Here is a 15,020-nt window from a genome sequence, read left to right on the forward strand (position 1 = left end):
CTTTTTTCTACCGAATGTTTGTGTCCCGGCAGCACAGGGCATACCGTGCGCGCAGAATGGCTCGCGACGAGTCAGTTGCACAATCGGGAGGAAGTCGTGAACAAGGCCGAGCTCATCGAGGCGCTCGCCGTTCGCCTGGGGGACCGGAAGATGGCGACGGCCGCGCTCGACGCGGTCCTCACCGAGGTCCAGGCGGCGGTCACCAAGGGCGAGAAGGTGGCGATCACCGGATTCGGAGCATTCGAAAAGCGTGTGCGTGGCGCGCGAACAGCGCGCAACCCGCGTACCGGCGAGGCGGTGAAGGTCAAGAAGACGTCAGTCCCGACCTTCCGCCCCGGCGCCGGGTTCAAGGAGATGGTGGCCAGCGGCAAGGTGCCGAAGGCCACGGTGGCGACGAAGAAGGCCACCACCAGCACCGCCACGGCCAAGGCGGCGGGCACGAAGGCGACCGGCACCAAGGCGGCCACCGCCAAGGCGGCGGGCACCAAGGCGACCACGGCGAAGGCGGCCAGCAAGAAGACCGCCCCGGCCAAGGCGAGCAAGACCGCCACGGCGACCAAGACGGCCGCCAGCAAGAAGACCGCCCCGGCCAAGGCGAGCAAGACCACCACGGCGACCAAGACGGCCGCCAGCAAGAAGACCACCGCGGCGAAGAAGACCACCGCCGCGACCCGGTCGACCGCGGCGAAGAAGACCACCGCGGCGGCGAGCAAGAGCACGGCGGCCAAGAAGGCGCCGGCGAAGAAGGCTCCGGCCAAGAAGGCGGCCAGCAAGCGCTGACCGACCCGTACCGCGAGGGCGTCCACCAGTGGGTGGGCGCCCTTTCGGCGTGCCGGGCCGGCTTCTCGGCGTACGGGGACCGTTGACCCTGTTGGCTCGCTCGCGCAGAATCGCCGTGCCGGCCACCCCTGGGCCGGCCCGTCGACGGGAAATGGGGCGCCGGTGCGCTACCGCCAGCTCACCACCGGCACGCTCGCGCTGGGCGTGCTCCTCCTCATCGACGTGCTGCGGGTCTGGCTGCCCGGCATCATCACCATCTTCGGTCAGGCGGCGTCCACGCCGGCCGAGCTGATGGGGGCGTTCGCCCTCGGCTGGTTCGTGCTCGCGATGGGCGCACCCGCAGTGGTCCGCCGAGTCGGAGCCCGCCCGGTCACTGTCGTCGCCGCCGTCGCGCTCGCCGTCGCCCGGCTCGCGCTCACCGCCGCTCCCGGTGGGCGTACCCAGCTCTGGTTGGCCACCGCCGGGTTGCTCGCCGGGCTGGTCTGGTTGGTCGGCGTCGCCGCCGACACCGATCGCCCGGTCCCGGGGCTGGCGTTGGGGTTCGCTGTCAACGCGGCAGTGCACGCGGTGCTGGACACCGTCGACCTGGTCTGGCGGGGTGACTGGGTGGCCTGGCTGCTCAGCGCCGTCGCGGTGGCGGTGTTCCTGGCCGGCACGGCGCAACCCGGCCAGCGCGGCGGTGCGGGTAACGCCCTCGCTGACGCCCCTGACGGCCCCGCTGACGCCGCTGCCGGCCCCGGTGGTGGCCGGGCCTGGCTGCTGGCCGGGCCGGCGCTGCTGCTGGCCGGGATGGTGGCGCTCTCCCCGGCGCTGGCCCGAACCGGGATGTCGTACCTGGTCGCCGGCGACGGGGTGGCTCGTTCGCCGCTGTTCGGGCTGGCGCCGGTGCCGGTGGCTGTCGCCGGGTTCCTGTGCGCCGCGTTGACCCGGCCGCCCCGTGGGTGGGGCCGGGCGTACGGCCCGGTGGCACTGCTCGGCGGCGCGGTGCTGTTCGCCCTCGACCGGGGTGACCTGCTCCTGCCAGCCATCCTCCTCGCCGCTGTCGGCCTCGGCGCCTGCCTCGCGTTGACCGACGACACCAGCCGGTCAGCCGCCGACACCGCGAGCGCCAGCGCCTCCCGGCGGGGGTACGCGGTCGCCGCCGGGATGCTCGTCTTCGCGCTCGGGGCCGTCGGCTACTACTCGGCCTACGACCTCGGCTACCCCAACGCTGCGGTGCCGGTGGTGGTGGCCGTGCTGATCGCCGCCGTGGCGTTCACCGCCCGCCCCGTCGCCGACCGGCCACCCGGGCCGTTTCCGCCGCTCCGGGCCGCCGCCGCGGTCACCGCGCTGGCCCTGCTGGCACCGGTGCTCGCCGACGAGGTGCCGGTGGCCAGCAACCGGGACGGCCCACCGGAACGGTTGACGGTGGTGGCGTACAACATCCGGATGGGGTTCGGGCTGGACGGCCGGTTCGACCTGGCCGGCCTCGCCGAGGTCGTCGAACGGCAACGGCCCGACGTGGTGCTGCTCAGCGAGGTGGACCGGGCGTGGCTGCTCAACGGCGGGCACGACACCCTGGACCTGCTGGCCGACCGGCTCGCCATGCCGTACGTCTTCGGGCCGGCCGCCGACCCGGTCTGGGGCGACGCGGTGCTCAGTCGTTGGCCGGTACGCGATCCGCGGACCCTGCCGCTGGCCGCCGTCGGCGCGCCCACCGGAGCGCAGGCCCTCGCCGTCACGCTGGACCTCGGCGACGGTGTCCGTACCGCAGTGGTCAGCACCCACCTGCAACCGCCGCCCGGCACGGGCCCGGTGGTCCAGGCCCGCGCGGTCGCCGACTTCGCCACCCGGTACGCGGCCGGTCGGCCGTTGGTGGTGGCGGGTGACCTGAACACCGAGCCGGGCGACGAGGCGTTCGCGGAGTTCACCAACGCCGGCCTGGTCGACGCGCTTGCCGCCGCCCGACCACTGGCGACCAGCCCGGCGGACGACCCGCGCCAGCAGATCGACCACATCTTCGTCTCGCCTGGCCTGACCCCGAGTGATCCAGTCGCGCCGCGCGGCACGGCCAGCGATCACCTGCCGGTCGCTGTGACAGTGACCCTGCCGCCCCGCTGACCAAGCCGGGGCCCACCGAACGCGGGCCCTACAGGCGATCGGCGGCCAGCAGCCGGTCGGCGGCGAAGGCGAGCAGCCAGCCGCCGCCCTTCGGGGTGCTGAAGTCCTCATCGGTGCGGCCGGTCAGCCGCTCCAGGGCGCCCGGCAGGACCTTGCCCTGGCTGCACACCACCGACTGCCCACCGGTGTCGGCCAGCTCCAGCAGTCGGGCTGCGGTGGCCAGGATCTGCTCGTCGCTCTGCTGGCCGGGTTGTGGTTCGTCCAGGTCGCCGCAGACCTCGATCGGCAGGTCGAGCAACGCGGCGGCCGGGTCGAGCGTCTGCACGCACCGTCGTGGCGACGCCGACACCAGTCGGGCCGGTCGGATCAGGGCGATCAGCTCGGCCAGCGTGCTCGCCTGGGCCCACCCCTCGGCGTCCAGGGGCCGCCCGACGTCCGGGCCGGACCAGGTGGCCCGCTTACCGGCGTGCGCGTGCCGGACCAGCGCGACAGTCGCCGTGACCGACGGCAGGGCGGCGAACGCCGCCAACACCTCGGCGTCGTGCGGGTAACTGACCAACCGGATCGCGTCGTCCACGGCGAGCCAGCGGATGTCGTCCACCTCGGTGTCCGGTTGGAAACCGCCGCTGGCCACAGCGAGCATCGACCAGTAGTCGACCAGCTTGGGTTGCCCCTCGCTGCGGTACCGCACCGACGGCAGCCGCACCTGCGGCACGCCCCGCACGTCGGCCTCCTCGGCCACCTCACGGACAGCTGCGGCCAACGCGTGCTCGCCCGGTTCCAACTTGCCCTTCGGTAGCGTCCAGTCGCCGTAACGGGGGCGGTGCACCACGCAGACGCGTACGCCGTCGTCGGTCGGCCGCCAGGCCACCCCGCCCGCCGCCCGGATGCCCGTCACGGCAGCCAACTGGTGCGCCGTCGCCGGGTGGCCCGGTGCCAGGCGGCCGGGAGGAGACCCCTTGTCCGGCGTACCGACAGGCGTTCCCGCTCGGCCAGCCGCCCGGCGGTGACCGCCAGCTCGTGGTCGTCCGGTCGCTCGGCGGCGATCTCCAACCAGGTGTCCGCCGCCACCGCCGCGTCCTGGTGCTCGCCGAGCACGTCCTGCACCCGGGCGAGTGCGCGGGACAGCCGCCGTGCGCCCTTGCCGACCGTCGGGGCCACCGCGTTGACCGCGTACCGGGCCTGCTTGCCCTCCTTGCGGACGGCGTGCCAGCGTTCGTCCGGCGACTGTGCGTCGAGCCCGCCGACGCCGTCCGGCCCGGTCAACCGCCGCCAGGGGCGGGCCACCAGCGCGGGTAGCGCCTGCGCGGCGGGCGCTGCCGCCCGGCGGGTGAACCGGGGCGCGCCGGCGGCCAGCACCAGGGAGTCCACCAGGGCCAGGTAGCGCGCGGAGCGCAGCATCTCGTCGATGGCGGTGAGCGCCTGCCGCTGCCGTTCGGCGAGCACCTCGTCGAGCCGATCCACAGCGCCACTGTCGAGTGGGCTCAGCGGATCGGCGTCGGCGGTACGGCGCAGCCGCGCGCGCAGCACCTCGGCGTCGCGGGCCGCGCCGAGCACGTCGGCCAACCAGCGCAGCTCGGTGCGCAGCGGGCGGGACCAGGTCTTTCGCAGCAACGGTTTGAAGGTGCGCAGATCACTGCGCAGGCGTCGGCAGGCCACCCGCATCTGATGCACGGCGGTGTCGCCGCCGGCAGCCGGGGCGCGCAGCCGGACCAGCGGGTCGTGCGCCAACAGCCGGCGGATCTCCTTGCGTAGCGCCTCGGTCACCACGTCACCGGCGCTCGGCTCGGCGGTCAGCCCGGCCGGCGCGACCAGGTCCGGATCGGCCTGCGCCGTGGCGCCGAGCGCCCGTACGTGCTTCGGCGTGAACGACCCGCCCTGGGCGCCAGCCTCGCGCAGCACCCCGCCGACCCGGTCGAGCAGCTTCCGGTCGCCGGCCTTCAGCTCCACCTCCACCTCGCGGAACGTGTCGGTGGTGGCGCCGGCGTCGTCGAGCACTGTCACCCGGTCGTCCACCACCTCGGCGAGCACGGAGCCGGCCCGGTCGCACACCTCGTACGCGTGCCGCACCGTCCGCACCACTGTCACCGGGGCCAGCGGCGCCCCCCGGTGCAGAACGGTGACCAACTCCAGCAACTCCGCGGGCGGCTGCCCCTTCGGCCCGGGACGGGAGATCTCGTGCCGGACGCCCGGCGTCCCGGTCGGTAGTTTCACCGTCCAGGGCAGCTCGTCGCCCTTGCGGTGGCGTAGTGAGGCACCGGCCCGGGCCAGCCGCAGGTCGACAGTGTCGAGGTAGCGGGCGACAAGCGTCACCGGTGGCAGTGCCCGGACCCGACCGCCGGCCGGGGCCGCGCCGGCCAGGTCCGGCAGCACGTAGGCGTCGTCCACCTCGTACTTCTGCTCCTCCTCGACCATCAGCTCAGCCTATGCGCTGCGCGGTCAGCTGGCCGTGCCACCGACGCGGCGCAGCAGCAGTTCCTGCAGATGGGCCCGGGGGGCGTCGTCACCGCCGGTACGCCGGGTCCAGGTCCCGTCGCCGGCCAGCTCGAACGCGTCCACTTCGGGGCTCATCGCGGCGGTCAGCACATGGTCCAACTCGGCGCGGGCGATCGGGTCGCTCACCCGCACCAGCGCCTCCACCCGCCGGTCCAGGTTGCGGTGCATGAGGTCGGCCGAGCCCATCCAGAACTCGGCCTCACCGTTGTTGCCGAACCGGAAGACCCGGGAGTGTTCCAGGAACCGGCCGAGGATCGAGCGGACCCTGATGTTCTCCGACAGCCCCGGCACCCCTGGGCGCAGCGTGCACATGCCCCGGATGAGCAGGTCGACGTGCACGCCGGCCTGGGAGGCGCGGTACAGCGCGTCGGTCACCCCCTCGTCGACCAGGGAGTTGACCTTGAACTGGACCAGGCCGGGCATGCCCAGGCGGACGTGTGAGATCTCCCGCTCGATCCGCTCGATGAGGCCGCTGCGGATGCCCTGCGGGGCGACCAGCAACCGCCGGTACGCGGTCTGCCGGCTGTATCCGGTGAGCACGTTGAACAGGTCGGTGAGGTCGGCGCCGATCTCCGGGTCGGCGGTGAGCATGCCGAAGTCCTCGTACAGTCGGGCCGTCTTCGGGTGGTAGTTGCCGGTGCCGATGTGGCAGTAGCGACGGATCTGGTTGCCCTCCTGCCGGACCACCAGCGCGGTCTTGCAGTGCGTCTTCAAGCCGACCAGGCCGTACACCACGTGGCAGCCGGCGCGTTCCAACGTGCGGGCCCAGCCGATGTTCGCCACCTCGTCGAAGCGGGCCTTCACCTCCACCAGCACCACCACCTGCTTGCCGGCTGCGGCCGCGTCGACGAGCGCGTCGACGATCGGGGAGTCGCCGCTGGTCCGGTAGAGGGTCTGCTTGATGGCCAGCACGTTCGGGTCGGCGGCGGCCTGCTCGATGAAGCGCTGCACGCTGGTGGCGAACGAGTGGTACGGGTGGTGCACCAGGATGTCCCCGTCGCGCAGTGTGGAGAAGACGCTGCGCGGCACCTCACCCTCGGCGAGCCGGGGATGGGTGGCCGGCACGAACGGCGGGTCCTTCAGGTCGGGCCGGTCCGCCTCGCCGTAGACCTGCCACAGCGCGGACAGGTCCAGCAGGCCGGGCACCCGCAGCACGTCCTGGTCGTCCATGTCCAGCTCGCGGACGAGCAGCTCCAACATGTGGTCGGAGATGGACGCGGCGACCTCCAGGCGGACCGGGGGACCGAACCGCCGACGGGCCAGCTCCCGTTCCAGGGCCTGCAGCAGATCCTCGTCGCGGTCCTCGTCGACCTCCACCTCGGCGTTGCGGGTGACCCGGAACAGGTGGCACTCGACCACCTGCATGCCACTGAACAGCTGCCCCAGGTGCACCGAGATCAGGTCCTCCACCGGCAACATCCGGACGCCCGGCTGGTCCCGGTCCACCCGGACGAAGCGGGGGACGTTGTTGGGCACCTTCACCCGGGCGAACAGCTCCGAACCGCCGTCCGGGTCACGAACCGACACCGCCAGGTTCAGCGACCGCCCCGAGATGTACGGGAACGGGTGCGCCGGGTCCACAGCGAGCGGGGTCAGCACCGGGAAGATGTGCTCCCGGAAGTAGGTGCGCAGCCGCTCCCGCTCGCCGTCGCCCAACTCGCCCCAGCGCAGGATGCGGATGCGCTCGTCGGCCAGCTTGGGCAGCACGTCGTCGACGAAGCAGGCGGCGTGCCGGGCGCCCAGCGCGGCGGTCCGCTCGGCGATCAGCTCCAACTGCGTACGCAGGGGCAGCCGGTCCCCGCCGCGCACCGGCAGGCCGGCGGAGAGCCGCCGCTTCAGCCCGGCGATGCGCACCATGTAGAACTCGTCGAGATTGCTGGCGAAGATGGCCAGGAACTTGGCCCGCTCCAGCAGCGGGGTGCGCGGGTCCTCGGCCAGGGTGAGCACCCGGGCGTTGAAGTCGAGCCAGGACAGCTCCCGGTTGAGGAACCGGTCCTCGGGCAGCGGCGGGGCCGCCGGGGGCTCGTCGTCGTCCTCCGCTGCGGCGCCGGTCGGCAGGTCGTCGGGCAGGACCGGGTGGACGTCACCGGCGGCCGGGCCGTCCGCCTCGATGCTCGGGGCGGGGTCGATGACCTCGTCCAGCCCGGAGGAGGCGGCACCAGGATCGTCGGCGAGCGTGTCGGCGCGGGCGGCACTGGCACGTTCGGCACGGGACGGGCGGAAGCGCCCATCGGTGCCGCGCGTACGGGAGCCGTTGCGGAGGTCGGTGGCGGGCGGGTGGGCCGGTTGCTCGCGAGGGGTGCTCACCCGCTCATAATCACCCGATTACGGTAAACGCAAAATGAACTTGGGCTCGCCGGGTCAGATCATCGTCGGCAATGTCACCCGGACAACCTCGCCGTCGGGATCGGTGTCGATGCGGACCCGCTGCCCGAGCCGGAGAAGTCGCAGCCCGGAGGCGTCGAAGGCCCGGGCGGGGAAACGCATCTCGGTGCCGTCGTCGAGCAGCAGGACTCCGCTGCGCGTCGCCGCGTCGTAGCTGGCCACAGTGCCCTGCATGCTGGCACCGTACACCCGGCGGTTGACCCAGTGGCGTGGGCTCAGCCCGCCGGGCGGCTCAGCCTGCGGCGCGGGCGGGGCGACCGGCGGCCATCAGCGCGGCGGTGCGCGGCCCCAGCCCGAGGCGGGCGGCGGCGGCCAGGTCCGCGGCGGTGTCCACGTCCCGGCGCAGGCTGGGCCAGTCGCCGTCGAGCGGCAGCGCACCGCTCGCCGCGTGCGCTACCGCCGAGCCCACCCCGAAACGCGGATCCAGCGGCACATCCGGGCCGGCGGTGAGCAGCACGGTGCCCCCGCCGGGCGCGTCCGGCAGGAACCGGCGTACCCCCTGCCGGCCGTTCTGCGCCGCGAGCAGCGCGCCGGCCAACTCGGCCGGGCGCAGCGCCGGCACATCCGCGGTGATCCCGGCCACCCACCCGGCGGCGGCAGTGGCCGCCCCGTGCCGGAACGCGGCGTTCAGGCCGGCGTCCGGCTCGTCCGGCAGCACCCGCGCGCCGGCGGCCCGTGCCGCCGCCGCCACCCGGGCGTCGTCGGTGACCACCAGGGCCTCGGCGACCGCCGGGCAGGCCAGCACCGCGCGGAGCGTGTCGGCCGCCAGGGCCAGCGCCAACTCCTCATGGGGTACGCCGGGCAGCGCGCCCCGCAGCCGGCTCTTGGCCACGGCCAGCCGCTTCACCGGCACCACCACGGCCCACCTCGGCTGAGTCACGTCCGCAATCCTGCCAGCCGGACGGCGGGCCCCTCGCTGGCCGTACCGGGGGCGAGCAGGCATGATTTCCGCTGCGGGCGTCGCGGGCGGGATGTTGCGGCGGGGTTGGGGCGCGAAAGAGGAGGCACAGTGGCACGGCGGAGGCTGGGGTTCTGGCAACGGTTCGCCGTGTGGCTGGTGAAGCCGGTGATGACCGTCTGGACCCGGCGTACCTGGCGTGGTCAGGAGCATCTCCACGGCGACGGCGGCATGATCATCGTCGCGAACCACATCTCCCACGCCGACCCGCTGGTGTCCGCGCACTTCATCTACGACTCCGGGCGCTGGCCGCAGTACCTGGGCAAGGCCAGCGTGTTCCGGGTGCCGGTGGTCGGCTGGATCCTGCACCGGTGCCGGCAGATCCCGGTCGAGCGGGGCAGCGTTGACGCCGTCCGCTCACTGGACGCACTGGTCGCCGCGCTCGACGAGGGCGGCGCCGTCGTGATCTACCCTGAGGGCACCACCACGCGACAGCCGGAGCTCTGGCCGATGAAGGCCAAGACCGGTGCGGCCCGGCTGGCCCTGGCCACCGGCGCCCCGGTCGTACCGGTGGTGATGTGGGGGCCGGAACGGATCTTCGACCCGCGGACGACCCGTGTCAGCCTGCGACCCCGGATCCCGGTGACCGTTGCCGCCGGGGAGCCGATCGACCTGAGCCGGTGGGCGGACGCCCAGCCGACCCGGGCCACCCTCGAGGAGATGACGGACACCATCATGTTGCGGCTGCGGGACATGCTCGCCGAGATCCGTGGCGGTACTCCGCCGCCACTGTGGGAGCGACCGGCCCGGTCCTCCGTCGGCCCCGAGCAGCGGGACGACGCGGCATGAGCGAGCGGATCGTCTGGCTCAGTAGCGGTGCCGTTCAGGCCGCCGCGAAGCGAAGCGGAGCGGTGGCATGAGCGGTCACGTCGCGGTTCTCGGTGCCGGTTCCTGGGGCACCGCGTTCGCCAAGATCCTCGCGGACGCGGGGCGGGACGTGACGGTGTGGGCCCGCCGGGCACCGGTCGCCGAGTGCATCCGGACCGAGCGACGCAATCCGGAGTACCTGCCCGGCCTGCTGCTCCCGGCCCGCGTCACCGCCACCGCCGACGCCGCCGAGGCGATCACCGGCGCCGAGGTGGTGGTGTTGGCAGTGCCGTCGCAGACCCTGCGCGGCAACCTCGCCGAATGGGCCGGGCACCTGCACCCGGACTCCACCCTGGTATCGCTGATGAAGGGCATCGAGCTGGGCACCACCAAGCGGATGAGCGAGGTCATCGTGGAGACCGCCGGGGTCGCCGCGGACCGGGTGGTCGTCGTGTCCGGCCCGAACCTGGCCCCGGAGATCGCCGCCGAGCAGCCCGCCGCGACAGTGGTCGCCGGGACGAACAGCGCCCGCGCCACGCTCGTCCAGTCGTCGATCCGGACCCCGTACCTGCGCCCCTACACCAACGACGACGTGATCGGCTGTGAGCTGGGCGGGGCGGTCAAGAACGTGATCGCCCTGTCGTACGGCATCGCCACCGCGATGGGTTTCGGCGACAACACCCGGGCCATGCTGATGACCCGTGGGCTGGCCGAGACGGCCCGACTGGGCGTGGCGCTCGGCGCGGACCCGATCACCTTCGCCGGCCTCGCCGGCATGGGCGACCTGGTCGCGTCCTGCTCGTCCCCGCTGGCCCGCAACCGCACCTTCGGCGAGCATCTGGGCCGGGGCGAGACGCTGGAGCAGGCCCAGACCGCCACCCGACAGACCGCCGAGGGCGTGAAGAGCTGCCTGGCGATCCGCGACCTGGCCCGGGCGCACGGCGTGGAGATGCCGATCACCGAGCACGTCGAGCGGATCTGCCACGAGGGCATGGACCCGCGCCTCGCCGTGGAGACCCTGATGAGCCGCACCGCCAAACCCGAGTCGTACGAGTGAGGAACCCGATGAGCGAGTGGGGAGACGGCACCCGCTGCGTACGTGCCGGCCTGCCCGAGCCGGCGCCGGGGGACCCGTTCCTACCCGGGCCGGTCTTCGCCGCGCCGTACCACCTCGATCCGTTCGAGGGTCAGGGCACGTCACCGAACGGCTACGGTCGCCCCGACAACCCGACCCGCCGGCTGCTGGAGGCGGCGGTCGGCGAGCTGGAGGGCGGTGACTGCCGCGTCTTCGCGACCGGTCAGGCGGCCATCACCGGCCTGCTGCTCAGCCTGCTGCGGCCGGGGGACACAGTGGTGCTCCCCACCGACGGATACTTCCCGGTCCGGGCGTTCGCCACAGGTGTGCTGGAGGCGATCGGCGTCCGGGTGCTGTTCGCGCCGACCGTCGGGCCGTACCCGTCGTTCGAGGGCGTCCGGCTGGTGCTGGTGGAGACGCCCGCCAACCCGGGCCTCGACGTGGTCGACGTGGCGGCCCTGGCCGAGCGGGCGCACGCCGCCGGCGCGCTGCTCGCGGTGGACAACACCACAGCCACCCCGCTCGGACAGCGTCCGTTGGATCTCGGTGCCGACCTGGTGGTCGCCTCCGGGACGAAGGCGCTCACCGGCCACTCCGACCTGCTGCTGGGCTACCTGGCCAGCCGGTCCACCGAGCTGATCGAGGCGGTGACGACCTGGCGTACCACCACCGGGGCGGTTCCGGGCGCGTTCGACGCCTGGCTGGCCCACCGGTCACTGGCCACTCTCGACCTGCGGCTGGCGCGGCAGAGCGCCAACGCCGCCGCTGTCGTGGACCTGCTCGCGGGCCGGTCGGACGTGACCGGCCTGCGGTGGCCGGGGCGGCCGGAGGACCCGGCGTACCCGGTGGCCTCGGCGCAGATGCGCCGGATACCGGGGGTGCTCTCGTTCGACCTGGGCGACGCCGACCGGGTGGGCCGATTCGTCGAGGCCGCCACGCTGGTGGCGGCGGCGACCTCCTTCGGTGGCCTGCACACCACTGCCGACCGGCGGGCGCAGTGGGGCGACGACACCGCTCCCGGCTTCGTCCGGCTCTCCTGCGGCGCTGAGGACACCGCGGACCTGGTGGCCGACATCGCCGCCGCGTTGGATGTGGCGGGATCGGTCTGACGTCTCCCATGGCGCTCCCTTTCCGCACCGACCGGGCCGCCCTGGTGGGTCGGTTGCGGGCCGCCGGTTGCGTCTACGCCGAGGACGAGGCCGAGTTGCTGCTGGCCGCCGCGCGAAGCCCTGCGGCGTTGGCTGACCTGACCGACCGTCGGGTGGCCGGCGAACCGCTGGAGTACCTGCTCGGCTGGGCGGAGTTCTGCGGCCTGCGGATCGCCGTCGACGAGGGCGTCTTCGTGCCCCGGGCCCGGACCGCCCTGCTGGTCGAGGTGGCGGCCGACCTGACCGGCGCGGCTCCGGCCGTGGTCGACCTGTGCTGCGGCTCCGGGGCCACCACCGTCGCGCTGGCACACCGGCTCGCGCCGCGCTGGCTGGCCGCCGCCGACATCGACCCGGCGGCTGTGGCGTGTGCGCGCCGCAATGTCGTCGGTTTGGACGCCGAGGTGTACGAGGGTGACCTCTTCGCGCCGCTGCCCCGACAGTGGCGGGGTCGGCTGGACCTGGTGGTCGCCAACGCCCCGTACGTGCCGACCGACGCGGTCGCGCTGATGCCGCCGGAGGCGCGGCTGCACGAGGCCCCGGTGGCGCTCGACGGCGGCCCGGACGGGCTGTCCGTGTTGCGCCGGGTCGGTGCCGACGCCGCCGAGTGGCTGACCCCCGGCGGCCACCTGGTGGTCGAAGCCGGCACCACCCAGGTCGAAACCCTTTGCGCGGCCTTCACCGCGGCCGGCCTGGTACCCACAGTGCGCCACGACGAGGACCTGGACGCCACCGCGGTCTGCGCCCGCCGCCCCTAACCCGCCCCGCCCCACCCGCCCCGCCCCACCCGCCCCGCCCCGCCCGCCCCCACCCCACCCCACCCCGCCCCCGCCCCGCCCCCCCTCCCCGCGATCTTGCAGTTTCGGTTGTCGGGATGAGTGGGATGCCCCTTGTGTCGGGACAGCAAGTGCAAGATCGCGGGGAGGGTGCGGCTGCCGGGCATGGCGGGGGAGGGGGGTTGGCACTAGCCTCGGCTCACACTCATGACGGCGGGAGGCGGTTTCGGTGGGCAGCGCAGGGGTGCCGGTGGTCGTCGGGCTGGACAACGGCGGCACCAGCAACAACGCCACAGTGCTGACGGTGGACGGCCGCTTCCTGGTGGACGGGCTGTTGGAGATCCCCAGCGAGGTACGGGCCGGGCCGGAGGCGGCGATCGAGGCGTTGGCCCAGGCGCTGGACGGCGCCCTGGCGCGGACCGGCGTGCCGCGCGACCTGGTTCAGGCGGTCGGGCTGGACACTCCCGGCCCGGCCAGCGCCGAGGGTGTCATCTCGTCGCGGGGCTCCACCAACTTCTCCCAGCCGGCCTGGCGCGGCTTCGACGTGCGAGGGGCGCTGGAGCGGCGGCTCGGGCTGCCGGTGATCTATCACAACGACGGCAACGCGGCGGCGCTCTACGCCCACCACGTCTACTTCGGCGCCGACGCGATGAACCGTTCGTCGGTGTCCGCGATCGTCGGCACCGGCCTCGGCGGCGGTGTGGTCGAGAGCGGCCGGGTGATCGCCGGTGCGGCCGGGATGGCGGGGGAGTTGGGCCATGTGCACATCCCGCTCACCGGACTGCTCGGCCCGGGCCAGCCGGAGCCCACCTGCGCCTGCGGCTTCACCGGAGATGTCGAGAGCGTCGCCTCGTTGACCGGCATCGAACGCAACCTGCTGCCGTACTGGCTGACCCGGTACCCCGAGCACCCGCTCGTGGCCGAGCCGGTGGCCCGGGGGGCCAAGCTGGTCCGGGGGTACGGCGAGCGCGAGGACGCTCTCGCGCGGGACCTCTTCACCCAGCAGGCGATGGCGTTGGGGCGGCTGTTCACCGTCGCCGCGAACTTCACCGACCCGCACGCGTACTTCGTCGGGGGCGGAGTGGTGGAGGCGGCGCCGGAGTTCCGCGACTGGTTTCTGGCGACTGTCCGCGAGCACACGGTCCTCCGCGAGGAGCAGGCCGCGGTGGCTGCCTTCGCCCTGGTACCGGATCGGGACATGGCCGGTGCCCGAGGCGTCGCGATCGCCGCGCTGGAGGCGCTACGCGCCGTGCCGGAGCCTCGTCCGCTGGTTGCCTGAGCCGGCGCGGGCCTCGGCCCGCACCGGCTCGGCACCTCTGGTCAGCGCTGCGGTGGCGCCTGGGCGAAGGCGGCCCAGGCCGCCGTTGGGAACAGCAGAGCCGGGCCGGCCGGGTCCTTGGAGTCGCGCACAGCAACGAGCCGCGGGATCGCGGCCACCTCCACGCAGGCACCTTCGTCGCCGCTGCGGCTGCTCTTGCGCCACCGCGCCGCGGCCAACGCCGCTGTGATCATCGGGGTCATCGGTCCTACCGTCCCTTCAGGACTGACAGGAGCATCTCGCGGCTGTCCGCCGGGCTGAGCGCCACGCTTCGGAGATGCTCCATGATCTTGGTGCAGGTACGCGTCTCGCCGGCGCGGTCGAGGATCATCTGACCCGCAACTGTCTCCACCGACGCGATGATCGGGTCCTCCGGGTCGGCGAACTCGAGGATGTGCAGGGAACCCCGGGTGCCCCGGTGGTAGCCGGCGGAGAGCGGGATCACCTGGACGCTGATGTTCGGCAACTCGGCCATCTTGACCAGGTGCCGTAGTTGCCCGTTCATCACCGACTGGTCACCGACCGGCCGTAGCAGCGCGCCCTCGTCGATGATCGCGTCGAGGATGGGCGGCTGGTCGGCGGTGAGCCGCTGTTGTCGGTCGAGCCGGATCTTGACCCGCTGCTCCACCAGGTCGTCGCCGAGGGTGTGTGGCCCGCCGCGCATCACGCCACGGATGTAGTCAGCGGTCTGCAACAGGCCGGGGACCACCGAGGGCTCGAAGTTGGCGATGGCTGTCGCCTCGGCCTCCAGCGCGATGAAGTCGATGGTGCGCGGATCCAGCAGGTAGGAGTACGACACCCACCAGCCGGGCTTGCGGGCGTCCTTGGCGAGCTGCACCGCCGCGGCCACCTCCTCGGCACTCACCCCGTACGACGTGAGCAGGGCGCGCACGGTGGCCGGGCTGATCAGGGTCTGGGCGTTCTCGTAGCGGGAGAGCGTGCTGCGGGTGCTGTTGATCTCATCCGCCGCGGTCTCCAGCGTCAGCCCGGCGGCTTCCCGGTGGTGGCGCAGGGCGATGCCGAGCCGGCGGGCGCGGGCGGTCTTCGGAGCCATGCATCGATGGTCGCACACATTTGCGGGAACGTCTGCATGAGAGAACGTCGATGGGAGTTGCATTCACGCCTATACACGTGTCAATCTGTTATGGCGTCCTCACCGCCGGTTGTCGTGGCGACGGTG

At 73.3% G+C, this 15,020-nt stretch carries 14 protein-coding genes; 7 read left to right on the top strand and 7 right to left on the bottom strand.

Features of this window, described 5'->3' with window-relative positions; translation table 11 throughout:
* The first annotated feature begins 96 nt into the window (after positions 1–96).
* Together OHB44_RS07530 and OHB44_RS07535 are read left to right on the top strand one after the other, a co-directional pair.
* Positions 97–780 carry an HU family DNA-binding protein gene (locus OHB44_RS07530; RefSeq protein WP_181518641.1) on the top strand — a complete coding sequence of 228 codons (684 nt, stop codon included), beginning with the start codon at positions 97–99 and terminating at the stop codon, positions 778–780.
* Positions 781–942: 162 nt separating this feature from the next.
* Positions 943–2,880 carry an endonuclease/exonuclease/phosphatase family protein gene (locus OHB44_RS07535; RefSeq protein ID WP_330440054.1) on the top strand — a complete coding sequence of 646 codons (1,938 nt, stop codon included), beginning with the start codon at positions 943–945 and terminating at the stop codon, positions 2,878–2,880.
* Between the two features lie 28 nt (positions 2,881–2,908).
* On the opposite strand, the gene OHB44_RS07540 is transcribed toward OHB44_RS07535, so the two are convergent.
* The 5 genes from OHB44_RS07540 to cofC are packed head-to-tail and all read right to left on the bottom strand — an operon-like array spanning position 2,909 to position 8,641.
* Positions 2,909–3,787 carry an NUDIX hydrolase gene (locus OHB44_RS07540; protein WP_330440056.1) on the bottom strand — a complete coding sequence of 293 codons (879 nt, stop codon included), beginning with the start codon at positions 3,785–3,787 and terminating at the stop codon, positions 2,909–2,911.
* Entirely contained in the window at positions 3,775–5,295 is a 1,521-nt protein-coding gene (locus OHB44_RS07545) for a CYTH and CHAD domain-containing protein (protein ID WP_330440057.1), read from the bottom strand. The genes OHB44_RS07540 and OHB44_RS07545 overlap by 13 nt, the downstream gene beginning before the upstream one ends.
* A gap of 24 nt (positions 5,296–5,319) precedes the next feature.
* Positions 5,320–7,683, bottom strand: coding sequence for an RNA degradosome polyphosphate kinase (locus OHB44_RS07550; protein WP_442932656.1), 2,364 nt, complete (start codon positions 7,681–7,683; stop codon positions 5,320–5,322).
* Between the two features lie 54 nt (positions 7,684–7,737).
* Entirely contained in the window at positions 7,738–7,935 is a 198-nt protein-coding gene (locus tag OHB44_RS07555) for a cold-shock protein (RefSeq protein ID WP_030335323.1), read from the bottom strand.
* Positions 7,936–7,993: 58 nt separating this feature from the next.
* Complete coding sequence (gene cofC, locus OHB44_RS07560; protein WP_238684631.1) at positions 7,994–8,641, bottom strand: 2-phospho-L-lactate guanylyltransferase; 648 nt, start codon at positions 8,639–8,641, stop codon at positions 7,994–7,996.
* 129 nt (positions 8,642–8,770) lie between these two features.
* Between cofC and OHB44_RS07565 the strand changes: the two genes are divergently transcribed.
* The 5 genes from OHB44_RS07565 (at position 8,771) to OHB44_RS07585 (ending at position 13,801) form a co-directional block, all read left to right on the top strand.
* On the top strand, positions 8,771–9,508 hold the full coding sequence (locus OHB44_RS07565) for a lysophospholipid acyltransferase family protein (RefSeq protein ID WP_238684630.1): 738 nt from the start codon (positions 8,771–8,773) through the stop codon (positions 9,506–9,508).
* A gap of 67 nt (positions 9,509–9,575) precedes the next feature.
* Entirely contained in the window at positions 9,576–10,583 is a 1,008-nt protein-coding gene (locus OHB44_RS07570) for an NAD(P)H-dependent glycerol-3-phosphate dehydrogenase (protein ID WP_238684629.1), read from the top strand.
* Positions 10,584–10,591: 8 nt separating this feature from the next.
* Entirely contained in the window at positions 10,592–11,710 is a 1,119-nt protein-coding gene (locus OHB44_RS07575) for a cystathionine gamma-lyase (RefSeq protein ID WP_238684628.1), read from the top strand.
* Positions 11,711–11,718: 8 nt separating this feature from the next.
* On the top strand, positions 11,719–12,504 hold the full coding sequence (locus OHB44_RS07580) for a putative protein N(5)-glutamine methyltransferase (RefSeq protein ID WP_330440058.1): 786 nt from the start codon (positions 11,719–11,721) through the stop codon (positions 12,502–12,504).
* 247 nt (positions 12,505–12,751) lie between these two features.
* Entirely contained in the window at positions 12,752–13,801 is a 1,050-nt protein-coding gene (locus OHB44_RS07585; RefSeq protein WP_330440060.1) for an ROK family protein, read from the top strand.
* A 41-nt stretch (positions 13,802–13,842) separates the two neighbouring features.
* Here the strand turns inward: OHB44_RS07585 and OHB44_RS07590 are convergent, their stop codons facing one another.
* The gene (locus tag OHB44_RS07590) at positions 13,843–14,043 is read right to left on the bottom strand and encodes a DUF397 domain-containing protein (RefSeq protein WP_112582016.1); all 201 of its coding nucleotides are present in this window, start codon (positions 14,041–14,043) and stop codon (positions 13,843–13,845) included.
* A gap of 5 nt (positions 14,044–14,048) precedes the next feature.
* Positions 14,049–14,894, bottom strand: a complete 846-nt coding sequence (locus OHB44_RS07595; protein WP_091393087.1) for a helix-turn-helix domain-containing protein — start codon at positions 14,892–14,894, stop codon at positions 14,049–14,051.
* Between the last annotated feature and the right edge of the window lie 126 nt (positions 14,895–15,020).

Source organism: Micromonospora sp. NBC_00821 (genome assembly GCF_036347035.1).
GTDB lineage: Bacteria > Actinomycetota > Actinomycetes > Mycobacteriales > Micromonosporaceae > Micromonospora > Micromonospora hortensis.